Genomic DNA, 22,141 nt, shown 5'->3' with positions numbered 1-22,141 from the left:
ATTGCCGAAGGGGAGGCTCACCATCGCCAGTCTGGATCGAGACTGAGTTCGTTCCGGTTGGTTGCTTCCTGCGCGATGCGTTGCCCTTTGGTCAGCAGGACGTGCGCTGCCTCCCGGAGTTCCTCGGGGAGCCATGCCGTCAGGCTGTGGGCCCGGTCGCTGGCGATGATGTCGCCGGCGTTGGGTTCGCGGCCCAGCAACAGGCGGTACAGCCCCGTCGCCGGTTCGATAGGTGGCAGTCCGTGCTGGACGCCGTTGATTGAGGCTCTGGCTGGGATGGCGATGCCTTCGGCGTCGAGGTCGCCGTAATAGACGATGCGGTGGATGCCAGGGAGCTCAGCGATGTTTTCTACGGATGCTTCGAAGGCTCTTCCGGAGCCGAAGGCGATGTATCCGATGGGGCCGGGGGCGGCCTTGAGCAGGTTGTGCAAGGTGGCGTAGGTGTCGCTGTTTTCCACTACGAGCATGGTGTCGCCGTCGCCGAGCCTGCGGTGGGCCAGCGGTGGCGGTTCGCGGTAGGTGGAGAGCTGTTCGAGGGTCAGTCTGCCGGGGGCGAAGAGTGCTCCGGTGATCAGGGTGTCGAGGCGCTTTTCGTAGCGGAAGATCTCGTGTGAGCGCTCGCGTAGGGGGAGGGGAGCGCGGCGGGCTGGTTGATTGTGGGTATCCCGGAACCAGCGGTTGCAGGCGAGGAGGTCTTCGGTTTGGGACGCGGTCAACCGAGTGCCGTAGGCCCAGTTGAGCTCTGGCCGCCATGACACATGCTGGCGTGGGGTAGAGGATTTCGCTGGCGGCGCGGTGGGGATCCGGACCTGTTCCGGAAGGGCCGGGCGGCCGGCGTCCCATTTGGTGGGGGAGGTGGGCAGGGCGATGATGCCGTGTTCGGCGATTTCGTACAGGAGTGTGGCGAGCGTGCTGCGTGCGTTCTCGCCGCTGGCGGCGCCCGGTAGAGCGTCGCGGAATGCCTCGATGAGGGTGGCTCGGCCGACCGTGACGCGGTCGGTGCGGGCCTGGAGCGCGGCGCTGAGTTGTGCTGCTGCGGGGGAGAGCGGCACTTGGAGTTGTCCCGTGGGGGAGGTCATTTAGCGTCGCCCTGCTTCCTGTACAGCCGGGCAGAGGTGAGGACACCGACGGGTTCGGGGACGTCTTGGTCTGGAGTGATACGGGGGGCGGGGATGAGAGCGTTGCGTACCCGTTCGTCGAGCCGGATGAGGGAGAGGCCGCTTCGGGCCTCGGCGTCGTTGCGGAGCTGGATGCGCATGGGGAACCGCGAGATGACGTCCTCGTCACTCAGTCCGGTGGTGTAGATCAGCTGGATTCCGAGGGCGGCGGCCATCTCCATCTGGATGTCGACGAGGTACCCGGCGTTGGCCCGGCCGATGGGGTTGTCGAGCAGGAGCAGTCCGCCGTTGCGGGTGCGGCTGCGAGGTCCGGGTGAAGTACGGAGTGCGGCGAGTGCGCAGTACAGGAGGATGGCCCCGGTCAGTTCCTGGCCACCGGAGAAGACGCGGCTCATTTCCTCGACGGGGACGCGGTCCAGGCGTTGGGAGGCGTTGGGCTTCATGACCTCGGCGGTGAATCCGCGGGGGACGGCTGCTACGAGGCAGCGCATGACGACATCGATGCCCTTGAGCTTGCGAGTGCGTTGATTGCCGGCCAGTGCATCGACGGATTCGTGCATCTGGGCGGCTAGGGCAGTGAGATCCGGTTTCTTGTAGCGGATGTTGAGGAATTTCTGTCCGGACCAGGGAGCGTCCCCCTCAGGGAAGGCGGAGAAGCGACTGGCCTGGTCGAGGCGCTGCAAAAGGTCGGTGACGTGGCCGCTGAGTTGTGAGGCGAGGGCCTCGCGGGCCTTGGCCATACCTTCGAGATCTGAGTTCAGGGCTGCGATGCGAGAGGTCAGTGCATCGGTCCAGGTGGCAGCCATTGCTGGGATGTGGCGGCTGTCCAGGGCGGAGATCTGCGTACGCAGCGGGATGTCGAGTCCTTCGAATCGGACATCGGCGGGTACTTCTTTGAGCCGGCTGACGCTTCCTTCCAGGCTTCGCTCTGCCTGGCGGGCTGCGTCCCGGCACGTGGTGTGTGCGGCTGTCACCTGTCGAGCGGCGAATGCGGCTGCTTCCGCAGTGCCGTCGTAGGGCTCCCGGTCCGGAGGAACGGTTAGGCCATGGACAGCGGTTTCCAGCACCGGGAGGATACGGTCGAATGCCGCAAGCTCCTTGGTGGAACTGGCCTGATCGCGGCGGGCGGTGTTGAAGGCTGCGGCGGCAAGACGTTCCTTGTCCTGAGCCGTGTCGAGTTCGCCCGTGGCCCGGGCCTCCAGCTCGCGGGCCTCAGTAACGGTGGTCGGCGTCCAGGCTGCGGCGTCTTCGTCGTTCAGCGAGACTGCCGAGGTGAGGTGCTTGGAGCGTTCCGCAAGACGGCTCGACTGATCCCGCAGTCGCTGAAGGGCCACGTCGCAGGAGTCGATCTTGGCGGTGAGGGCGCGCAGAATGGCGTCGCGTTGAACGGGGTCACCGGCCCGTCCATCGCGACTGTGGGCCATGGCCAGACCTCGTACCTGTTCGGGGACTTTGTTCCATTCTTCCTGGCTCGCGAGCAGAGCCTTCTGCGCGGTCGTGGCGCGCACTTGCTGGTCCTCGCCGACCTCAACGCCCCTCAGCTCGTCCTGCGCTTGCAGATAGCGATGTTGGAGAGAGGGGAGGGGCAACAGGGTTGCGTTGGAGGCGTCGTGTGCCTGTTGCGCTTGGGACGTGCTGGTGATCTCTTCGCGCGCCCGGGCGTATCGGTCTGCGGCCTGCTCAGCTGATTCGATGGCGCGCGCGAGATACAGGATCTCCTCACCCGCCTGGTCGATCTGGCCCGCCAGTAACTCGAGTTCGTTGGTGCGGGCGACCCTCTCGCCGGCAAGGGCCTTGATCCGGGCCCGTGCTAGGTCGGCAGCGGTCTCCTCCTCCGCCAGGCGAGCCAGATCCTCGGCGATCCTCTGCGCTGCCTTAAGACCTTCGGTACGGCGTTCGCATTCGTCCTCCGCGACCTCCAGCGCAGTCTCCTGCTCACCTGCTGCGGTGCGGGCTGCGGCCAGTGCGGTCTCGGCCTCTTCAGCAGAGGTCTCCAGCAGTTCCAGCTGGCCAAGCAGGTCGGACACAGTCCGCATACCGCAGGCATCACGCCAGTTCGCGATCTGGCGCAGAAGGTCTCGTACAGCGGTGATGCGCTGTCCGAGCAAGTTCAACTCGCGGGTGACCTCGGTGATGCGGGCGTCGACCGCAGCGCGCTCGTGTGCGGCGGCTTCTTCGTCGTGGAGGGCGGGGGTAGGTTCGACCACGAATCGTCCGCCGTCGGACGCTGCATGGGTGCTCAGCATCCGTTCTCCGGTGCCGACGGTGACGGCCGCGGAGGGCAGGGGGCGAAGGTGCACCACAATGCTCTGGGCTGTGTCCAAGCCGTCGAGACCGCCCACGATGATCCCGCCGACCAGGTCGGGGTGTGTACTGATGACCTGCTGGCGCTCCGTGGTCGGGACGTTGTCGCGCATCCACTGCCAGCCGGGCACCGCGTGGATCCCGTGGTCCGACAGTTGGCCGCACAGGTCGCGTACCTCTTCGGCGGCAGGCAGCAGGCCCTCGCTGGTGTCGAGGAGGGAGAGGAGGTCCTGATCGTTCTGCAGGTCGATGTGCTTGCGTGTCAGTGCGGTCTCGAGGCCGCCGGTGCGACGCTCGGCGAGCTGGTGCAGGGCGCCGGCATGGTCACCCAGCCAGCGCAATGCGTCGCCGGCGCCAAGCTCGTCGCTGTTGGCTTCCAATAGCTCGGCACACAGCGGGTTGCTGCGGATGGCTACAGCCTGAGCTCGCAGTTGGCTGCTCTCCTCGTCCGCTGCCGTTGCGGCCGCACGCGCGGACCAGGCCAGTGCTTGTTGCTCCGCCAGTGCGGTGTGGGCGCGGTCCCGTTCGGTTCGGACGCTCTTGCGGGCCTGGTCGGCTTCACGCAGCAGCTGCTTGCTGTGGTGTGCGTGATCCTGGGTGCGGGCGGCGGCATCGGCGGCGCTTTCTTGCGGGGCAAGGAGATCATGTTCCCGGGCGGCGTTAAGGCGTAATGCGAAGGCGTCGGTCTGCTTCTGTAGGGTGCGGGTTTCCTCCTGGGCAGCGCCTGCCGCGGTGAGTAGCTTGTTGCTTCGGGTACGCCATTGTTCGATCTGTTTCTGCGTCTCGGCTGTGGTGTCTTTGTGCGTGCGGATCGTGTCGCGGGCCTCTTTCTCGGCCCGGGTATAGCCCGCGCGTAGAGCTGCCGCTGCGGCGTCTAGGGCTTGGACGAAGGGGGCGGCGGTTAGTTCGGCCTGGACGAGGGCCCGCTGGGCACGGTTGTTGTTGTCCAGTGCCTGTGTGTGACGCAGCGCGATCGGGACGCTCGCCCACGCCGTCCTCTCATCTTGCGCCTGTTGCCTGTTCTTCTGGGTTTCCTGCTCTTGGGCGGTGATCTCGTCCAGTTCGAGGGTGTGGGAACACGCCTGTACGTGCTGGACGCGGGAGTGGGCGAGTTCGCTGGTGCGCTTCGCGGCTTCCAGCGCGCGATGCGTGTCCTTGAGGGTGGTGTTTCTCTCGGCCTCGGTGGCGGTGAGGGCGGTGTGACGTGCCCGGATCGCGGAGGTGAGGTGAACGAGGTCCTTTTCGGCGTTCTTGGCTGCACCGGCATGCCGGTTGAGCGTGTCGTGGAGGCCGGCGACGTCCTCGCATGCGTGCTGCATCTCCACCGCGAACTGCCGCTCCCTTTCCCAGAGGGCGCGTTCGTCATGTGCAGCGGCATAACCGTGGAAGGCCGTGCCCAGTTCGGTGTACCGGTCATCGTCTGTGGCCTTGCGCAGCAGCCATTCGACGAAGGCGTCGGCGGTGTTGGTGGTGAAGGCTGCGGCGGCGTCGCTCTCCTTGGCGTTCATCCTGCGCTGCACGTCAAAGAGTTCGGGCTGCAGGCCGAGGCCGCGCTGGTGTTTCTCCCACTTCTCCTGGCCTTCGACGATGTGCAGTTCGAGCGCTTCCACTCGTTTTTCCCAGTCGCGCAGTTCGGTGCAGTAGTCCTCGTACGGAGTCCAGTGCCCTTGACGGTGGAAGGGAAGCCGGTCGGCGTCCAGGGCTGCAGAAGGGTGGAAGCTGTAGAAGCAGCGGTGCAGTTTGCCGTCGTGTTCGGGGGCCAGGACCTGTGCGGTGACCAGCAGGCGTCCGGTGCGGGCGTCGGCCCATTCGAGTACCACGTGCGACGGCTGGGCCATCGAAACGGTGAAGTTGCGTAGTGACTCCAGATCGCTGTGACGGTAGGGGATGGTGGTGCAGGTGATGCCGGTCAGTAAGACGCCTTTGCCGCCGCCGTTCTGCAGCATCACCAGGCTGGCGGGTGCCGGGCGCTGGGCGACATGTCCGGCGTCGGGGATCAGCGAGGCGGTCTCCACTTCGGCGCCGGCGCCGGAGAAGTCCAGGGGTACGTCTTCGTAGCGGGCATCTCGCGGCCCGAAGTTTCGCAGCAGGATGCGATTGAGCTCATACATGAAAGAGGTCCTTGCAGTAGGGCGGTCAGCTGAACAGGTCGGTTACCGGCGTGTTCTCGGTCGGCGACGGGGGGTCGTCCGGTGATGGCTGGTCGTGGTTGGGTGTGCCGTCCGTGGGGAGCGCTGCGACTCCCAGTGCTGCGAGTTCCTCCAGCATGTCCCGCGCGGCCTGGTCGCGGATCTGCAGTCGGTACTTGACGTTGGTGACATATGTGCCGGCGTCTTCGTCGCTGACCTTGCGTACGAAGCCGTGGCTCTCCAAATGCGCGAACGCCTTTTTCACCAGTGCTCTCGTCGAGGCTCGTGGGGCCCTGTCGGTCTGCGTCTTTCCCGTGGCGTTCCGGCGCAGGTAGGCCCGCCACAGTCCTTCCAGCCCCGGCTGATCGGAGGGTGGATCAACATCTGCGTCACTCTGTGCAAGGCGGCGTTCGATGGTCGACGCCAGCAGGGCTCCGTCAAGTTCCGTGATTGCGTGGAGGGTTGGCGATCAGGCCGGTAGGGGCGGATACCAGAGCAGGCACGGGGGTTCGTGATCATTGTGGTGTCGAAGCCAGATGATCACGAGGACGTCCCGTGCCTGCTGTTGCATCTTCCCCTATCCCTGCCGTGCTGGAGAAGCTGGGGCCGCTGGATGCGGACCGGATCGCTGACCTGCGTCCCTACCTCGAATCGGTTCCGGATCCGCGCTCACGCCGGGGCCGGTGGTACTCGCTGACGGCGATCTTGCTGGTGTGCGCCTGCGCGGCCGTCTGCGGCGCGAAGAGCATCGACGAACTCGCCGAGTTCGGCGAGCGGGCCACGAACTCGCTGCTGGCGTCCCTCGGGGTACGCCGTCACCTGCTCGGCTGGCGGCGCAGCCCCAAACCGGTCACTCTCGGACGCGTCCTTCAGGCACTTGACGGCGACGCCCTGGACCAGGCCGTTGGCGCCTACCTGGCCGACCGGCACCGCATCACCGCGTCCGCGGACGTGCCCGAGGCCCGAGCGCGGCAGGTCATCGCCGTGGACGGCAAGGCCCTCAAGGGCTCAGCCCGCCTGGACACGCCGCGCCGTCACCTGCTCTCGGCGGTCACCCACGACCGCGTCGCCACGATCGCCCAGGTCGAAGTCGGTGCGAAGACCAACGAAGTGCGCCACTTCAAGCCCCTGCTGGCACCACTCGACCTCGCCGACACCGTCGTCACCTTCGATGCCCTCCATTCGGTGAAGGCCAACATCACCTGGCTGGTCGAGACGAAGAAGGCCCACTACATCGCCGTCATCAAGACCAACCAGCCCACCGCCTACGCCCAGCTCGCCGCCCTGCCCTGGACATCGATCAAGGTCCAGCACACCGCCTCCGCCACCGCCCACGGCCGCCGCGAGTCCCGCTCGATCAAGACCTGCGCCATCGCCGACAACCTCGGCGGCATCGCTTTCCCCCACGCCCACCTCGCCATCCGGGTCCACCGCCGCCGCAAGCCCACCGGCCGGCCCGAAACCCGCGAGAACGTCTACGCGGTCACCAGCCTCGCCGCCCATCAAACCCGCCCCGCCGACCTCGCCGCCGCCATTCGCGAGCACTGGGGAATCGAAAATTCCTCCCACTACATCCGAGATGTCACGTTCGCTGAGGACGCCTCGACTATTCACGCCGGAACCGCACCCCGCGCCATGGCCACCATCCGCAACCTCGCCATCGGCACCCTGAAGATCCTCGGAGCCGACAACATCGCCAAGACCACCCGAGCCCTCCGCCACGAACCAGAACGAGCACTCGCCATCCTGGGCATCACCAACAACCCGGACACTCACGGAACTTGATCAAGCCCTGCGACGCCAGGACCCGGACCTCTTCATCGACCTGCTTGACTGAGATCCGGCCGACATGCTCGTCATCGTCGAGGTCTTCGGGACGGGGGAAGACCATGGCGGCGATGGTCAGCTGGGCCAGCAGGTACAGGGGGCGATCGGCGGTCTGCGGGACGAGGTCGGAGACGGACACCCCGAAGTCGGTCTCGGGCGTGGTGCCCAGGACCAACCCGGTCATGGGATGAACTTCCAGCACCGTCAGGTCGAATCCCTGGGCGACCTTGCGCACTACCTGCGCGAAGTCCGGCTCAGTGTCGAAGCGTTGGACGAGTCGGGCGTAGTCGCCAGAGCGAGCGGGCGCTTTGCGGCGGGCCATGGCGAAGGCGACCATCCGGGCAGCCTCGGCAGCATCCTCGTGACGGTTCATGCACTCTCCTGATCAAGCTGGTGGGCGTCAGGGCCTTGCGGGCGGCGCGGTGCTGGGAAAGTGGGCAGTGGCGCGTTCGTCTGTGACTCCTGCGAGGGACCGATGCCCCCGGTGCGGACCAGGAGGAAGTCGCTGCCGCCAAAGAGGACGTCATCCAGGACTGTGCCGTCGTCGACGGCCACCACGGCAGTTTCACCATCGACGAGTTGGCGCACCGGAATGAGCCGGAAGAGCTGCTGGGTGCGAAGCGTGAGCAACTCGTCGGTGCCTGATTCCGGTCCTGTGCCCGGGCCTGGTTGGCGTGTGGCCGCCAGCAGGGTCGAGAGCCGCACGCCCTGGTCCGTGATGGCAGCCAGCAGCGCGTCCACCGCGTAGTGTTGCTCTTCGCTGAAAGCGGGACGGGCGTCGATCTCCGACCAGTCGTACTCGTTCTGAACCGGCACCAGCTCCCCGCCGGCCTCCTCGGCGACCCTGGTGAGCCCTTCCAGGAAGTCGGGCAGGTACATCACACGAGGACGCACGGGCCCCATGACGGCACGAGTGAACGCCTCCAAGGGGCCCAAGCACGCGTTAAGTGAGAGTTCCAGCACCGGCTGAAGGAGCTGCTCATGTAGATGTACGCGGGTGTGAATCGCCGGCAGGGCCCCGGCGTTTGCCCGGATCGCCCCGGCCTGGGCCGGTTGATCATGCTGGCGGGCCCCGGAAGCAGATGAACACGGCACCTGTGGATCATGGAGTTCTCTACGCTGCAAGATCCACGAAGGTGCCGTGTTCGTTCCTCCATCATCCCCTGCCGTCGTTCCCGTCTCTCCGGCGCCCCGCCTGGAGGCCCTCGGCTCGGATGCCGCGCGAGACCAAGTCCGCGGCCTGGTTGCCGAGTTCGAGTCGGTCACCGATCCTCGCGGGGCGTGCGGGGTGCGCTACCGGGTCTCCTCGCTGCTGGCCCTGGTGGTCTGTGCGATGACCCCGGCGGGCCATGACTCCATCACCGCGGCGGCGGAGTGGTGCCGACGTGCGACGCCTGAGGAACTGGCCGCTTTCGGTCTGCCCTACCATCCGTTGCGCGGCCGCTACCGGATCCCGAGCGAGAAGACCTTGCGCACCGTTCTGGGGCGGCTCGATCCCGGTGAGGTCAGCGCGGCCGGCTACGACCACCTGCGGCCCCTGCTGTCCACGGTGTCCCACTCTCCCGAGCCGCTCATGCCCGACGGCGGCATCGAACGCGAACAGCGCCGCGCCCACCGGGCGGCCGCCCGCGCCGAACCGGTGCGCTCCCGGCGCCGGGCCATCGCGGTGGACGGCAAGTGCCTGCGCAGTGCGAAGCGCCCGGACGGCAGCCGCGTCTTCGTGCTCTCCGCCGTCCGGCACGGCGACGGCATCACCCTCGCCTCCCGCGAGATCGGCGCGAAGACCAACGAAATCCCCGAGTTCCAACCCCTGCTCGACCAGCTCGACGACGCCGATCTCAAGGGGGCCGTCGTCACCGCCGACGCCCTCCACGCCCAACGCGACCACGCCACCTACCTGCACGAACGCGGCGCCCACTACCTGCTGACCATCAAGAACAACCAGCGCGGCCAAGCCCGTCAGCTCCACGCCCTGCCCTGGAAGGAGATCCCCGTCATCCACCGTGACGACGCCCGCGGCCACGGCCGCCACGAACAGCGTCTCGTCCAGGTCGTCACCGTCAACGGCCTGCTCTTTCCCCACGCGGCCCAGGTCCTGCGCATCCAGCGCAGACGCCGTCTCTACGGAGCGAAGAAGTGGTCCAGCGAGACCGTCTACGCCATCACCGACCTGCCCGCCGAGGAAGCGAGTGCCGCCGAGATCGCTTCATGGGCTCGCGGGCACTGGACCGTGGAGAACACCGTCCACTGGTGTCGGGATGTGACCTTCAACGAGGACAAGTCCCAGGTCAGGACCCACAACACGCCCTCAGTCCTCGCCGCCGTCCGCGACCTGATCCGCGGTGCGCTCAAGCTTGCCGGGTACGTCAACACCGCCGCCGGCCGCCGAGCCCACACCGAACGCACCCTCGTCCTCAGCCTCTACGGCATCACATGATCAAACCGGACGACCCGGGCAAACGCCGGGGCCCTGGAATCGCCGGAGCCACGAACACCTGACGGTCCTGTTGGCGCCGGAACTCCGGACCGACCGTCATCAGCATGTCAATCAGTACCGCGTGACGTTGCCAGCACTCGTGGATGAGCGCCTCCAGGTCTTGTAGCTGTCTGCGCTTGCGTTCATCGGCGGTGGCTTCCAGTAGTTGGTTGACCCGCTCCTTGTGCTTCGTCTCGGCCGCGGACCGGCTGCGCACGTGCTCCAAAGCCTCATCGACCGTGTCCCTGACTTCCGTGTCCCAGTCCACAGCCCGCACATTGCGCTTCATGGCTTCGATGCGCCCATGGATGTCCTTGGCGTACCGGACGCTCTGGATCCGTGCGTTGTGCGCGGCCTGCCACGCCTCGCTGATCCGTGAACGCTTGAGCAGAGCTTCCAGCTTGGCTTCGGCGGCGATCTGTTCCGAGGCAATATCGACGTCGATCGCATGCACCAGCACGGTGATCGCCGCGTCCGTGGCGATGAGAGCTGCCTGCCCCACGTGATCAGGGACTTCCTTGAGGATCTGGAAAGATGCCTCGCGCGTCTCGAACTTGTTGTCTGTCACGTACCCGACGTCGTGACGGAAAGCGCGGTCGCGTTCTTCAGTGTTGATCAGCCGCTCGGTCACCCAGCGGGCGACTGCCCGGTACTCCTCCCAGGCCGGCCTGGCTGCTGCAGTGCGGCGAACTCGGCCACGTGTTCCACGACCGTCTCCTGCCGCACAGCTGTCCGCATGTCGGTGCGCAGCGTTACGAAGTCAATCGCGGCCAAGGCCAGTTCAGCCATGCGGTACGGGTCCCACCCGCGCTCCTTCTTGGCCTTGCTGGCATCCAAGGCCAGCACCGGATAGACCACCGCTAGGGCTCGCATCCGCGACGTGATGCTTTCGTAGATTGCGGACGGCTCTTCAAAGATCACCAGGTCTTCCCCCAATTCCCGGTCTCGCGTTGTGATTTCAAGCTAGGACACGGCACTGACAATCACTCAGAATCCGAACTGGTGCGCTATTTGTGGATGCGGTGAGGGGCAGCCTGCGATGGCTGGCGTGCCGCTCTCGGGTGACCGTTCCCAGTTCGTGTGGCCGCCATGGCGGCGGATGGGCGCAGATTAGAGCGGCTGGCGCGAAAGTCATGGCTCAAAGACGTTTCCCTGATCTCCTGCTGAGGTGGAGGTCCTCGGCGTCCGGTGGTGTTGCGACGGGGCCGTGCCTCATCCCGGGGCAGATCGCTCCGAAGGTTCGGTAGCGACTGGATGGTGAGGAAGGGGCGCAGGGTCCTGTCCGGTGAGGTGTTTCTTGCGCTCGGCCGGGGCGGTCTATGCGTGGGAAGGCTGGGTATCCCGGCGAAAGGGGCAGCATTCGAGTCAAGGGCCCATGACCTGGGCGAGGGCTGGTCATGAAGAGCGACCAGCGGGCGTTCGCGCCGCGAAATATTGAGGCCCATCGTTCGGCTTCTGCGGCAGACTGACCGAGCTTATGAGCTGGGTGTATCGCCAGGGCGCGTGCGTTCTCAACCGGCGAGATGAGTAACTCGTGCGTGGACATGCTCTGATGGCCTGCTTGTCCGTACTTGAATGCGACGAACGCGACCCCTGATGATCAAGGTTCTCGAAGCCTTTGATCACGAACAGGGGTCGCGTTCGCGTGCCATCCTCCCTGATCGACGTTCTCCAGCGCCATCGCGAGGACGCCGACCTGTTGCACCTGTCTGCCGAGCTGTCCGAACTCGCCGCGCTGTCGGAGGGGTTGGACCGGCTTCCCGATTCACGACGGGTGCGGGGGCGCCGCTACTGGCTGGGGTCACTGCTCGCCCTGTGCCTGCTCGCGGTGCTCGGCGGCGCCACCACGCTGGCCGGCATCGCCCGCTATGCCATCGATACCTCTCCCGAGGCGCGGGCGAGGATCGGGCTGCGGCGTCCGCCACGCGCCACCACGCTGGGCCGCCTGCTGTCACGTCTGGACGGCGACGCCCTCGATGATGCCGTGGGCGCCTGGCTGGCCCGGCACGCGAGTGACCCGGCCGACGAACGCACCGTGGAGCTGGTGGGTGTGGCCGTCGACGGCCACAGCCGTACGCGGCAGCCGCACCGGCGAGAAGACGGCCGTCCACCTCCTCGCCGCCGTCCTGCACGAGGGCCAGGCCGTGGTCTCCCAGCGGCAGATCGCCGCGAAGAGCAATGAAATCCCTGCCTCGCCTCACTGTTGGAACGGCTCGACCTGCGTGGACGTGTCATCACCGCCGACGCGATGCACACCCAGACCGGCCATGCCCAGCACATCATCGCCCAGGGCGGGCACTACATCCTGGCCGTCAAGGGCAACCAGAAGAAGCTCTGCCGACAGCTGCGGCATCTGCCCTGGCGCGAGGTCCCACTGCAGCACCGCACCCGCGAACAGGGCCATGGCCGACGCGAGATACGCCGGCTCAAGGTCTGCACCGTCCAGCTTGGCCTCCTCTTCCCGCACGCCGTGCAGGCCATCGAGGTCAAGCGCCGCCGCACCAGCCGCACGACGGACGAGACCACCATCAAGACGATCTACGCGGTCACCAGCCTCACTCCCGAGCAGGCCACCCCGGAACGGATCGCCGAACTGATCCGCAGGCACTGGCAGGTCGAGGCCCTGCACCACGTGAGAGACGTGACCTTCGCCGAGGACACTTCCCGCGTCCGCACCGGCAGCGCACCCCGCGCGATGGTAACGCTCCGCAACCTCGCCATCGGCCTCATCCGGCAGGCTGGCTGGACGAACATCGCCGCCGCGACCGACCGCTACCGGTCACGAACCGACCACGCCCTCCAACTACTGAGCTTCAAAGCGTGGTGTCGGCAAGGGCTGACGGCTCGTGATCCCTGCGGTATGCCGACTGCATGAGGGATGCGCAAGGGGGCGGGCTGACCGACGAGCGGCGGGCCTTCCGCGAGAAGTTGAGGATGGAAGCGGCCAAGCGGTTCGCCCAGGGCGACGAGAATGCGGTCATCGCGCACGATCTGCGGGTGAGATCCGGTCGGTGCAGCGCTGGCGCAAGGCATGGTCCCAGGGCGGGCCGAGAGCCCTGACCTCCAGAGGGCCGGCGTCGTTGCCGCTGCTCAGTGACGAGCTGTTCGCCGTGCTGGAGCAGGAGCTGGCCAAGGGACCGGTGGCGCACGGCTGGCCGGATCAGACCTGGACCCTGTCACGGATCAAGACCCTCATCGGGCGCCGGTTCCACAAAAGCTACACCGTCCAGGGTGTTGCCGCGCTGCTCAAACGGCACGGCTGGAGCTGCCAGATGCCGGCTCGCCGGGCGGTGGAGCGCGACGAGGCGGCGGTGGCCGGCTGGGTGAAGGAGACCTGGCCGAGCGTGGAAGGACCGTGGCGGCGCTCGATGCCTAACTGGTCTTCGAGGACGAGGCCGGCTTCTCGATGACGCCGCCGACCGCCCGTACCTGGTCCCGCCGCGGCCGCACTCCCATCGTGTGTGTGCGGGGCCGCTCACGCCGTCGCTTATCCGTCGCAGCCCTGGCCTGCTACAAAGCCGGCGAACGCTCGCGGCTGATCTACCGGCCGTGCCCGGACGCCCGGCCCGACGGACGCAAGAGCTTCTCCTGGAAGGACTACCGAGACCTGATCCAGACCGCGCACCAGCAGCTCGGCGGCCCGATCGTGCTGGTGTGGGACAACTGTGAGACTCATGGGGCGCCGTCCGGGGCCAGGGTCTGACCCGTGGGACAACTGGCCCAGGTTGCCTTGTTCAGGATCTGTCGGCCCGCGGTCCCGGGCGGCGGTTGCTGCCATCGGACCGGCGAGCGTGTCCCGATAGGGGCCTTGCCGCACAAGGCACCGTCACAGTTCTGACCGCTCACCGGCCCGACGTCGGCCATCAGCCCGCGTCGATCGAGGAGCCGCGTGACCATCACCAGCCTGCCCCAGCCGACTTTGCCCGCACAGTCTGAAGAACCGCTGGTGGAGGACGTGATCCTGGGGGTTGACACCCACAAGGACGTACATGTCGCCGCCGTGGTCACCGTGCTCGGGGTGCTCCTGGCCCACCAGGAGTTCCCGGTCACCGCTGCCAGCTATCGCCAACTCCTGTCCTGGGCAAGCTCTTTCGGCGTCCTGCGCCGAGCCGGCGTGGAGTGCACCGGTTCCTTCGGAGCGGCTCTGGCACGCTTCCTGAGCCGGGAAAGTATATGCGTCGTCGAGGTCAACCAGCCCGCCCGCGCCCTGCGCCGCAAGCACGGCAAGACCGATGCCGTCGATGCTGAGGCCGCGGCCCGCGCGGTTTTGTCCGGGCGCGCTGACGTCACGCCCAAGACCGGCGAGGGCCCGGCCGCCGACATGCGCGTACTGCGGCTGGCGAAGGAGTCGGCCGTCAAGGCCCGCACGCAGGCGAAGAACCAACTCAAGGCCGTACTCCTCGGGGTCGATCCCGTGCTGCGCGAGGCACTGTCCGACCTCAGCAACACAACCCTGATCGCCACGTGCGCCGATCTCCCCGACACTGGCGACGCCGCCGTCTTCACGCTCCGTCTGCTGGCCCGGCGCATCCAGCAGCTGACCTCTGAGGTGAAGGAACTCACCAGCCGGATCACCAAGGCCGTTCGTCGGTGCCGCCCGGAGCTTCTGGACATCATCGGGGTTGGGCCCGACAGCGCTGCTGCCCTGTTGATCGCCGCCGGCGACAATCCGGAACGGCTGACCAGCGAAGCATCATTCGCCGCTCTATGCGGCGTCAGCCCGGTCGAGCAGTCTTCCGGAAAGACGCAGCGGCGGAGGCTGAACCGCGGAGGAAACCGGCAGGCCAACGCTGCCCTCTACCGCATCGTCATTACTCGCCTTCGCCGTGACGCCCGCACACGTCTCTACCTCGAACGACGCACCAAGCAGGGCATGTCGAAACGCGAGACCATCCGCTGCCTCAAACGCTACGTTGCTCGCGAGATCTACGGTCAGATCCAGCGGACGCCAGCCCTTGGCACCGCGCTGCTGCCGCTTGACGCAACATAGGGGCATCTTGAACACCCATCTGACGGCCGGGATGCGCCGCTACATCGCCGAACGCGACTGGCTCACCGTCTATCAACTCCCGCCCTACGCGCCGGACCTCAACCCGGTCGAGGGCATCTGGTCGGTACTGCGGCGCACCACCACGGCCAACCGTGCGTTCGCCGACCCTGAGGACCTGATCACCGCCGTCCGGCGGGGCCTACGCCAGCTCCAGTACCGCCACGACGTCCTCGACGGCTGCCTCACCGGAACTGGACTCGTGCTCGCCCCACCATGACGACATCACGCTTTCAAAGCCAGTACTCGATCTTGAAGCCTGAGAAAGCATCAACCCGGCCGCCAGGCCAACTCCGAGCGTCGGCGCGAGCGAGTGGCCGTCGCGATCAAGAACGCCGCCAAAACGGCACCCCGATCAGCGTCTCGGCCATCGCCCTGGAAGCCGGCGTGGACCGCACGTTCCTTTACCGCCACCGCGACCTGCTCGCCCTGGTCCACGCCGCCGAACTCGAACCGGCAACCCAGAATCCGGCCGTGGGTTCGCCGGTGAGCCGGGCCTCGCTGCAAGCCCATCTCGCGAATGCCCAGGCCCGCAACACCCGTCTGGCCGCCCGCATTCAGCAGCTGGAGAGACGGCTGTCGCAAGCGCTGGGTGCTCAGGCATGGCAGGAGTCAGGGATAGGAGCCCCGGCTGACGTCGACGAGCCCCAGCGAAAGGTTACGAGGCTGGAGCAGCAGAACGCCGAGCTGACCTCTGCACTGGAGGAAGCACGGGCCGACCTCGACGCCGCACGGGCGGCCAACCGGGACCTGACGCGGGCCCTCAACCAACACAGCTGAGCTGGTCTGGGGCCGGATCCGGTACCACCTGCAGACTCCGCTGAGCCACAGGGGCGCCACTTCTACCAATGGTTGAAATCTTCATGAAACTGCTAAAAAGGCGCCCTAAAGGTTATCCGGGTAGCCTGGAAGAGAGAGGTCGGCAGCCACCCCCATTCCGTAAAATCCCTGACCAGGTGATCAATATGGTCAACCCCAAAAATGTGAGCGCCATGACCACGCGCGCTCGAAGCGCGGCGCAACGAGCGCGAGCGGCGGCAGTAATCGAGAGACCTCCTGGCGGCCCAGTCGCTCAAGCGGCCCGGCGGGCTGCTCAGGCTGCAGCGGAAGCTGCTGCGGCAACCGATGCCGTCAATGCTCGGGTACGTGCTGGTGAGCTACCCGGCGGCGGACCCTGGGCCCGCATTGCCGAGGAGGCGGCCGCTGCAGCCGACGCAGCCGAAGAAGCTACGCGAATCGTTTGCGAAGCGAAGGGGAATCCCCCTCCATACATAGAGGCAACCAAATCCGCAGAGGCGGCAGCCTCTTATGCGCACTACCTCGCCGGAACTGGGAGCGAGGGCTGGGCGAATAAGGCGGAAGAATACGAGAAGCGCGCAAGCGAAACTTCCCGCGCTGCGTTCGGGGAAGCTATTTTCCTGCTCTAGAGCATCCTCCCATGGCGGATTAAGTCCTGCAGTTGTGATCTACAGGCTTCAAGGCTGGAGCAAGTCGTGTCTAGTGACAAGCCGCTCGCCATCGTCACTCTGGTGGCATATCGGTCTGCACCACCCGGGGTGCACATTGCGCAGAGCCAGGGTGAGGACTGCGTGTTGACGGCGAGAGAACTGATCGTACCCGGTGCGAGATATGGGCGCGTTCCCCTGTCCGATATCGGGGCGGTGCACCATGAGCACGATGTGTCAATCTTCATTGATGCCGTGAGTTACGGTTTTGGACTGGAATGTGGATCGCAAGAAGTTCGCGATCAACTTGCCTTCTGCATCGCTTATGCAGCCAGGTGCAACCTATACGATGCTGACGGACTTGCGAACATGAAGCAGCTTGAGAGGCGCTATCTCCGGTGACAGAAATTAGCGCAGAGGGCTATCAAGGAGTGATTATTTATGAGCAGCGACGACTACGCATCCCTCTCGTGTGAAGAGCTCCGCAAGATCTTGATCTTGGCGGATCATGAGCAAGATGCGGGAACTGTTCAGATAATCCTCAGAATATTGGCCAATCGTCACCAGCCGGTCAAACAGGCGCTCGTAGACTGGGCGCAACAGGATCCGGCCACCAGCAAGTCCATAGCGGTCGTGGTAAATGAAGCGCTGAAAGGGCCCGTGAACTGTCATTAAATGAGGATCTTGCCTCCAGCCTCACCAGGGGTGACGCGTTCTCAGGCTGTGAGTCGGAGCATGACGATCGCGTGCTGAGGTCGTGACCTGTAGTGATCGGCTGCGGCGGCGATGTTGGTCCAGCCTGCTTGGCGCATGAGTCCTATGGCGAGGTTGCGCAGGGTGGCCATGGCGCGGGGTGCGGTGCCGGTGCGTACTCGTGAGGCGTCCTCGCCGAACGTCACGTGACGTGGTGCAGGGCCTCAACCTCGTGTATTCAGCTACGAGGGCCGTCCGCCAGCGATGTGACGACCTGACAGCAGAAGGGTGCCCCTGACCTGCGATGATCTGGATTTCCTAGATCAAGAACGTCGCAGAGTGGGGGCACCCGACAGGTGCAGGCTACCGAATGGAATCACCGGCTCGTCGTGCGGGCCGACGGCAAGAACCTGGTCGGGCACGCGGGCGTGGTGCTGCTGCGCCGGATAGCGGACCGCGTCGGGCTGACCCGGGCCCTGACCGCCGCGCTGCCGCAGGGCGTCGGGCCGGGGTGGCGGGATCGCGGGATGGCCCTTGTCCAGCTGGCTTGCGCGATCGTCCTCGGCGCGAGGAACATCCTGCAGGCCGAGCAACTGCAGCATCACTGGCGGCCGTTGTTCCCCTGTCCGGTCTCGGACAGCACCCTGTGGCGCACGCTGGAAGCCATCGACGGCCCGGTCGCAGCCCGGGTGGAGCGCGTCCGTGCCGTGATACGGCGTGGGGTGTGGACGCTGCTCGCCCTGCGCCCCGGCGGGTTTCCCTGGATCTCGGTATGCGGGCGCAAGCTCACCAACTGGTACGTCCTCGATCTCGACGCCACCCTCGTGACCTGCACCAGCAAGAAGGACGGCGCGGCCGGCACGTTCAAGGGCAGCTACGGGCATCACCCGCTGGGAGCCTGGCTGGCCAACACCCGCGAATGCGTGACGATGCTGCTGCGGCCGGGCAACGCCGCGGCCAACGACATCGCCGACCACAAGAGCGTCCTCGCGGCAGCCCTGCACCAGCTCCCGCTGCCGCTGTGGTCGAAGCTGCTGATCCGGATCGACGGCGCGGCCTTCAGTCATGGCCTCCTTGAGCATCTGCAGGCGCTGACCACCAGCCGCCGCCGGGTGCGCTGGATCACCGGCTGGGCCATCAACACCGCCGACGAGAGAGCGATCGCACTGCTGCCCGCGGACGTGTGGAGTGACGCGCTGCGCCAGGACGGCGAGGTCCACGAGATCAAGGGCCCGGACGGGGAGAAGGTCACCTACCAGGTCGCCGAGCTGACCGGGGTCCGCGACCTGACCGGCTGGCCCGAGGGGACACGGCTGATCGTGCGCCGGGTCAAACCCTCGCGCCGCGACCTGAAGAAGCTGACCGCGTTCGAGCAGCGCACCGGCTGGCGCTACCAGATCGTCGCCACGAACATCCCCACCCACCAGGGGCTTTCCGGGGTCCCAGGCTCCGGACAGGTGTGGTTCGTCGACGCTCTCTACCGTGATCACGCCGAGGTCGAGGACCGCATCAAAGCGATCAAGAGAGTCGGGCTCGGGCTACTGCCCTCCAAGTCCTTCCAGCTCAACGCCGCCTGGATGCTGGCCGCCACCCTCGCCGCCGACCTCGACGCCTGGACCCGACTCCTCCTCCTGCACGACGAACCCGAACTCGCCGCCGCCGAACCGGAGACAATCCGGACGAAGCTCTATCACCTGCCCGCCCGCCTCACCACCCACGCCCGCCGGCGCACCCTGCACCTCGACCGCACCTGGCCCTGGGCACCCGCGTTCGCCACCGCCTGGCGACACGCAACCGGCCTCCCGGCCGACACCTGACGACCGGCCCCGCCCCAACGACACCGGAGAGGAGGGAACCCGCAGCACCCTCGGGCCCGTGGAACCCGACGCCCCGCAGCGTCACGCGACGGCCCATCCTCGAACGGCAGGGGATATTACGGGCAAGTCGCCGAGCCGACCGGCGTCACACCGCCAGTGAAGAATCGAGGTCAACCCACCAGTGATTCTGGATGAGTTCGGCGAGTTGCGTCGGGCTGGCCTGTTCGGGCGGGAGGCGGGTGACCGTGTAGACGGTCTTCGTCTCGGCCTTGCCGGTCTTGCGGTGGGTGCGGCGGCGCTTGATCTCCATGGCCTGGACGGCGTGTGGGAAGACCAGGCCGGGTCGGACGGTGCAGACTCCGGCCCCGGTGGTGCGTGCCTGCAGCGGGATCTGGCGCCAGGGCAGGTGCCGCAGGTGCTTGCGCAGCTTCTTCTGATTGCCCTTGACCACTAGGAGGTAGTGGCCGCTGGCGGTGACGACGACTCCGTGCAGGGCGATCCGGTCCAGCGGTGGGGCGAAGGCGGGTATTCGTTGCTCTTCGCGGCGATCTGGCGCTGGGCGATCACGGTCTGGCCGGTGTGGAGCGCGGCGGCGAGCAGGTGGACGGCTGTGCCGTCGGTGCGGGAGCCGCGCACGGTCTTGTCGTCGACGGCAAGACCGACCAGAGTGTCGCCGGGTTCGTTGACCGGGTCGGCGGCGTACCGGGCGAGCCAGGCCCCCACGGCGTCGTCCAGGGCGTCGCCGTCCAAGCGGGCCAGGAGTCGTCCCAGGGTGGAGGCATTTGGCGTGCTGGAGGTCAGTCCGAGTTGTTCGCGCAGGTCGTAGTCGGTATCGGCGGCGAAGCGGGCGATAGCCGCCAGGGACGTGGCTCCGCCGAGGACGGTGACCAGGCACAGCGCAAGCAGGGAGCCTAGGCGGCAGCGGCGACCCCGGACCCGGCGGGGATCGGGGATCCGGCCCAGCACGTCCGCCAGGCAGGTGAGCTGTGACGGTTCCGGGCAGGTGGAATCGTGTCCGCGCAGTGCCGCTTCAGGACACCGATCAGGGAGGATGGCACGCGAACGCGACCCCTTTTCGTGATCAAAGGCTTCGAGAACCTTGATCATCAGGGGTCGCGTCTCTCGTTGCTGAACCGGGTGAACCGACCACGGTGACGTATACGCAGGCGGTCAGCTCATCTCACTGAGCCCATTCCAACCTCAGGCGACAGCCGTTCGGCGCTGCGTCACGGGCATCTGGTAGACCCTGGCTATGACGTTCTTGGCGGTGGTCGAGGGTGATGCGGGCGGATGGCGCATCGATCGGGATGCGCTGACAGACGCGATCCGTGACCGGTGGTCTGAGGTCGAGGTCGACTCGGTGCACCGCAGTGAAGCGCGCAGCCTCGTATGGCAATTCGAGACGGGGAACGGTCCGGGTGAGGCGTATCTGCACGAAGACGGGACCTGCCTGTACATGGACGCCTGGGAGGAAGACGCGATCTGGTTGGCGATCGTCTTCCGCAGGCTGGCACCCATAGAACTTGACCTGGTGTTCTGCGATGAGGGTTACACCTTCGACGTTCGTCTGCGGGCTGGGACGACCGAGGCCGAATTGACGGACCTGGTAAATGCTGCGGGTTGATCTCAGCACGTGGCAGCGAGCTGGAGGACGAGGACGGCTTGGACGAGGCTCGTGATGCGGGTCGTCGAGCAGCGGAGTTTGCGGAGGAGGCGCCAGAACTTGAGGGTGGCGATGGCCTGCTCGACCAGCGCACGGATCTTTGCGTGGGACCGGTTGACGGCCTGCTGGCCAGTGGAGAGGCTGTGCCATCGGCCGCGGTAAGGGAGACGGACCGTGCCGCCTGCACCCCGGTAGCCCTTGTCTGCCCAGCAGGTGATGTCGGCCTCGGCGAGTGCCTTGATGATGCCGTGCTCGCGTGCGGCCCGGACGTCGTGGACGGCGCCGGCCAAGGCTGATGAAGCCCACAGCAGACGCCCCTTTGGATCGGCTATGACCTGCACGTTCATGCCGTGCTTCTTGTGTTTGCCCGAGTAGAACGGGCGATCGGCGGCGATTCGGTCGATGGGTAGGAGTGTCCCGTCCAGGATCACGTACGCCTTCGTCGATGCCGCTTGTACGGCTTCGGTGAGGGTGGGGGCGAGGGCGGCCAGGAGGTTGACGGCCTCGGTGATGTATCGGTAGGCAGTGGTGGTGCCGATCCCGAATCCGGCCGCGAGCTGGGCGTAGGGCTGGCCATTGCGCAGGTGGGCGAGGGTGAGCAGGGCCTGTCGGCCTGCGTTCAGGCGTCGCCATCGGGTTCCGAGAGCGCGGCGGTGTTCCCTCAGGCGCGCGGCGAGGAAGCGCAGGGCAGAGCTGGACACGTCGATGCCGGAAGGGTAGACAAGCATGCGAAGCCTCTGGTGGAGAAGGTTCTCTTGGTCGAAAACCCATCTACCAGGGGCTTCATCTGTCTGTCAGGCCAACTGCCCAGCTGGCACGGGAGGTTGGAAAGAGCTCACTGACTGAGAACGCATCAGCCCTGGGTGTATCGCTCCCACGCTTTGAGATCGTTTGGAGGAAGGCGATTGACTGAGTCCGATCAGCCGGCGGCCCAGTGGAAGAGTGAAGCGATGACGACGCGACTCATCGCTGCTGTTCTCGTCACGGATCCTGACAACGGCAGACTCCTCATCCTGCGGCGGAGCAGCCACTTGGATTTCGCGCCTGACGAATGGGACGTCCCCAGCGGGAAGGGCGAACCCCGGGAACCGATCACCGCGACTGCGGTACGAGAACTGAAGGAGGAGACGGGCGTCGTCGTCGCCGAGACGGACCTGCGCCTCGTCCACGTCGTCCATGGCTGCTGGGGAGCGGAGGCCCCAGGGATGTTCATGGCCCTGGTCTTCCACACCGACCAGTGGAGCGGTACTCCTCGCAATGCGGAGCCGCACAAGCACGACACCATCGCCTGGGTGCCTCCGGACGACCTTCCGCGACCCTTTACACGCACCACCCTGGCCGCGGTCAAGCGGTACTTGGACGGGGGCTTGATCCTCTCGTTGGACGGCTGGCCAGAGGGCTGATGACGGTCAGTCCGGGCAGCTGCCGCGGGACCGTCGTCCAAAGTTGTGAAGCTCAGCAATGAGCCGCGCGGCCTCCTTCCTGGCCGGCTCCAGCCGGGGGCCCCTGGGTGCACGTGTGGCCCTGCGACTTTGCGCAGAAGAACAGCGCCATCGGCCGGCCGGACCTGCTCTCCAGGTCCGGCCTGCGCTCGCTCCGCACCCGTTCCGCCAAGGATGGTA

Annotated in this window: 21 protein-coding genes and 2 pseudogenes; 12 read left to right on the top strand and 11 right to left on the bottom strand. The window is 66.5% G+C overall.

The features are described 5' to 3' along the window. Positions 1-17 precede the first annotated feature (17 nt). Genes QA802_RS04840 through QA802_RS04830 form a run of 3 tightly spaced genes read right to left on the bottom strand, consistent with a single transcriptional unit; the run spans position 18 to position 5,816 of the window. Positions 18-1,079, bottom strand: a complete 1,062-nt coding sequence (locus QA802_RS04840) for a Wadjet anti-phage system protein JetD domain-containing protein (RefSeq protein ID WP_329407374.1) — start codon at positions 1,077-1,079, stop codon at positions 18-20. Further along, entirely contained in the window at positions 1,076-5,533 is a 4,458-nt protein-coding gene (locus QA802_RS04835) for a hypothetical protein (RefSeq protein WP_329407372.1), read from the bottom strand. Before QA802_RS04835 ends, QA802_RS04840 begins: the two co-directional genes overlap by 4 nt. A 25-nt stretch (positions 5,534-5,558) precedes the next feature. Beyond that, on the bottom strand, positions 5,559-5,816 hold the full coding sequence (locus QA802_RS04830) for a hypothetical protein (protein WP_334518337.1): 258 nt from the start codon (positions 5,814-5,816) through the stop codon (positions 5,559-5,561). Positions 5,817-6,139: 323 nt separating this feature from the next. On the opposite strand from QA802_RS04830, the gene QA802_RS04825 reads away from it, so the two are divergent. Further along, complete coding sequence (locus tag QA802_RS04825) at positions 6,140-7,336, top strand: ISAs1 family transposase (protein WP_334518335.1); 1,197 nt, start codon at positions 6,140-6,142, stop codon at positions 7,334-7,336. Here QA802_RS04825 and QA802_RS04820 read toward each other — a convergent pair. Together QA802_RS04820 and QA802_RS04815 are read right to left on the bottom strand one after the other, a co-directional pair. After that, positions 7,305-7,751 carry a hypothetical protein gene (locus QA802_RS04820; protein WP_334518333.1) on the bottom strand — a complete coding sequence of 149 codons (447 nt, stop codon included), beginning with the start codon at positions 7,749-7,751 and terminating at the stop codon, positions 7,305-7,307. The genes QA802_RS04825 and QA802_RS04820 overlap by 32 nt on opposite strands. Continuing rightward, the gene (locus QA802_RS04815; protein ID WP_334518331.1) at positions 7,748-8,257 is read right to left on the bottom strand and encodes a hypothetical protein; all 510 of its coding nucleotides are present in this window, start codon (positions 8,255-8,257) and stop codon (positions 7,748-7,750) included. The genes QA802_RS04820 and QA802_RS04815 overlap by 4 nt, the downstream gene beginning before the upstream one ends. 262 nt (positions 8,258-8,519) lie before the next feature. Between QA802_RS04815 and QA802_RS04810 the strand changes: the two genes are divergently transcribed. Further along, positions 8,520-9,815, top strand: a complete 1,296-nt coding sequence (locus tag QA802_RS04810) for an ISAs1-like element IS1629 family transposase (protein ID WP_006378747.1) — start codon at positions 8,520-8,522, stop codon at positions 9,813-9,815. Here the strand turns inward: QA802_RS04810 and QA802_RS04805 are convergent. Together QA802_RS04805 and QA802_RS04800 are read right to left on the bottom strand one after the other, a co-directional pair. Next, a complete protein-coding gene (locus QA802_RS04805; RefSeq protein ID WP_334518323.1) occupies positions 9,808-10,485 on the bottom strand; it encodes a hypothetical protein in 678 nt (225 codons plus the stop codon). The genes QA802_RS04810 and QA802_RS04805 overlap by 8 nt on opposite strands. After that, complete coding sequence (locus QA802_RS04800; protein ID WP_334518321.1) at positions 10,482-10,775, bottom strand: hypothetical protein; 294 nt, start codon at positions 10,773-10,775, stop codon at positions 10,482-10,484. The genes QA802_RS04805 and QA802_RS04800 overlap by 4 nt, the downstream gene beginning before the upstream one ends. Positions 10,776-11,499: 724 nt before the next feature. On the opposite strand from QA802_RS04800, the gene QA802_RS04795 reads away from it, so the two are divergent. The 7 genes and pseudogenes from QA802_RS04795 (at position 11,500) to QA802_RS04760 (ending at position 17,021) form a co-directional block, all read left to right on the top strand. Next, complete coding sequence (locus tag QA802_RS04795) at positions 11,500-12,036, top strand: transposase family protein (protein ID WP_329407368.1); 537 nt, start codon at positions 11,500-11,502, stop codon at positions 12,034-12,036. A gap of 21 nt (positions 12,037-12,057) precedes the next feature. Then, positions 12,058-12,729 carry an ISAs1 family transposase gene (locus QA802_RS04790; RefSeq protein WP_334518319.1) on the top strand — a complete coding sequence of 224 codons (672 nt, stop codon included), beginning with the start codon at positions 12,058-12,060 and terminating at the stop codon, positions 12,727-12,729. Beyond that, positions 12,726-13,530, top strand: a pseudogene (locus tag QA802_RS04785) (IS630 family transposase); the annotation flags it as partial. The gene QA802_RS04790 and the pseudogene QA802_RS04785, both read left to right, overlap by 4 nt. A gap of 219 nt (positions 13,531-13,749) precedes the next feature. After that, entirely contained in the window at positions 13,750-14,844 is a 1,095-nt protein-coding gene (locus tag QA802_RS04775; RefSeq protein ID WP_443042262.1) for an IS110 family RNA-guided transposase, read from the top strand. Between the two features lie 7 nt (positions 14,845-14,851). After that, positions 14,852-15,121 (top strand): annotated as a pseudogene (locus tag QA802_RS04770) (transposase); the annotation flags it as partial. A 167-nt stretch (positions 15,122-15,288) separates the two neighbouring features. Beyond that, positions 15,289-15,681 (top strand): hypothetical protein, encoded by a 393-nt coding sequence (locus tag QA802_RS04765; RefSeq protein ID WP_329407363.1) that lies wholly within the window; start codon positions 15,289-15,291, stop codon positions 15,679-15,681. Positions 15,682-16,787: 1,106 nt separating this feature from the next. After that, positions 16,788-17,021 carry a hypothetical protein gene (locus QA802_RS04760; RefSeq protein WP_329407361.1) on the top strand — a complete coding sequence of 78 codons (234 nt, stop codon included), beginning with the start codon at positions 16,788-16,790 and terminating at the stop codon, positions 17,019-17,021. Positions 17,022-17,062: 41 nt separating this feature from the next. Here the strand turns inward: QA802_RS04760 and QA802_RS04755 are convergent, their stop codons facing one another. Further along, complete coding sequence (locus tag QA802_RS04755; protein ID WP_334518314.1) at positions 17,063-17,245, bottom strand: hypothetical protein; 183 nt, start codon at positions 17,243-17,245, stop codon at positions 17,063-17,065. Positions 17,246-17,395: 150 nt separating this feature from the next. Between QA802_RS04755 and QA802_RS04750 the strand changes: the two genes are divergently transcribed. Further along, positions 17,396-18,856, top strand: a complete 1,461-nt coding sequence (locus QA802_RS04750) for an IS1380 family transposase (protein WP_334518312.1) — start codon at positions 17,396-17,398, stop codon at positions 18,854-18,856. A 145-nt stretch (positions 18,857-19,001) separates the two neighbouring features. On the opposite strand, the gene QA802_RS04745 is transcribed toward QA802_RS04750, so the two are convergent. Together QA802_RS04745 and QA802_RS04740 are read right to left on the bottom strand one after the other, a co-directional pair. Then, positions 19,002-19,307, bottom strand: a complete 306-nt coding sequence (locus QA802_RS04745; RefSeq protein WP_334518310.1) for a hypothetical protein — start codon at positions 19,305-19,307, stop codon at positions 19,002-19,004. Beyond that, complete coding sequence (locus QA802_RS04740) at positions 19,307-19,822, bottom strand: transposase family protein (RefSeq protein ID WP_334518308.1); 516 nt, start codon at positions 19,820-19,822, stop codon at positions 19,307-19,309. Before QA802_RS04740 ends, QA802_RS04745 begins: the two co-directional genes overlap by 1 nt. A gap of 286 nt (positions 19,823-20,108) precedes the next feature. On the opposite strand from QA802_RS04740, the gene QA802_RS04735 reads away from it, so the two are divergent. Next, positions 20,109-20,480 carry a hypothetical protein gene (locus QA802_RS04735; RefSeq protein ID WP_329407356.1) on the top strand — a complete coding sequence of 124 codons (372 nt, stop codon included), beginning with the start codon at positions 20,109-20,111 and terminating at the stop codon, positions 20,478-20,480. A gap of 2 nt (positions 20,481-20,482) precedes the next feature. Here the strand turns inward: QA802_RS04735 and QA802_RS04730 are convergent, their stop codons facing one another. Continuing rightward, positions 20,483-21,247, bottom strand: coding sequence for an IS5 family transposase (locus QA802_RS04730; RefSeq protein WP_329407354.1), 765 nt, complete (start codon positions 21,245-21,247; stop codon positions 20,483-20,485). A 222-nt stretch (positions 21,248-21,469) separates the two neighbouring features. Between QA802_RS04730 and QA802_RS04725 the strand changes: the two genes are divergently transcribed. After that, complete coding sequence (locus QA802_RS04725) at positions 21,470-21,922, top strand: NUDIX domain-containing protein (protein WP_329407352.1); 453 nt, start codon at positions 21,470-21,472, stop codon at positions 21,920-21,922. The last annotated feature ends 219 nt before the right edge of the window (positions 21,923-22,141 follow it).

Origin of the sequence: Streptomyces sp. B21-105 (assembly GCF_036898465.1) — a bacterium.
Lineage (GTDB): Bacteria > Actinomycetota > Actinomycetes > Streptomycetales > Streptomycetaceae > Streptomyces.
This window is presented reverse-complemented; position numbering and strand designations above follow the sequence as displayed.

What these genes read in the sequence shown, in the direction of transcription:
- QA802_RS04760 (WP_329407361.1), top strand. Translation starts at nt 16,788, where the DNA reads ATGAGCAGCGACGACTACGCATCCCTCTCGTGTGAAGAGCTCCGCAAG.
- QA802_RS04835 (WP_329407372.1), bottom strand. Translation starts at nt 5,533, where the DNA reads ATGTATGAGCTCAATCGCATCCTGCTGCGAAACTTCGGGCCGCGAGAT.
- QA802_RS04820 (WP_334518333.1), bottom strand. Translation starts at nt 7,751, where the DNA reads ATGAACCGTCACGAGGATGCTGCCGAGGCTGCCCGGATGGTCGCCTTC.
- QA802_RS04725 (WP_329407352.1), top strand. Translation starts at nt 21,470, where the DNA reads ATGACGACGCGACTCATCGCTGCTGTTCTCGTCACGGATCCTGACAAC.
- QA802_RS04815 (WP_334518331.1), bottom strand. Translation starts at nt 8,257, where the DNA reads ATGTACCTGCCCGACTTCCTGGAAGGGCTCACCAGGGTCGCCGAGGAG.
- QA802_RS04840 (WP_329407374.1), bottom strand. Translation starts at nt 1,079, where the DNA reads ATGACCTCCCCCACGGGACAACTCCAAGTGCCGCTCTCCCCCGCAGCA.
- QA802_RS04735 (WP_329407356.1), top strand. Translation starts at nt 20,109, where the DNA reads ATGACGTTCTTGGCGGTGGTCGAGGGTGATGCGGGCGGATGGCGCATC.
- QA802_RS04730 (WP_329407354.1), bottom strand. Translation starts at nt 21,247, where the DNA reads ATGCTTGTCTACCCTTCCGGCATCGACGTGTCCAGCTCTGCCCTGCGC.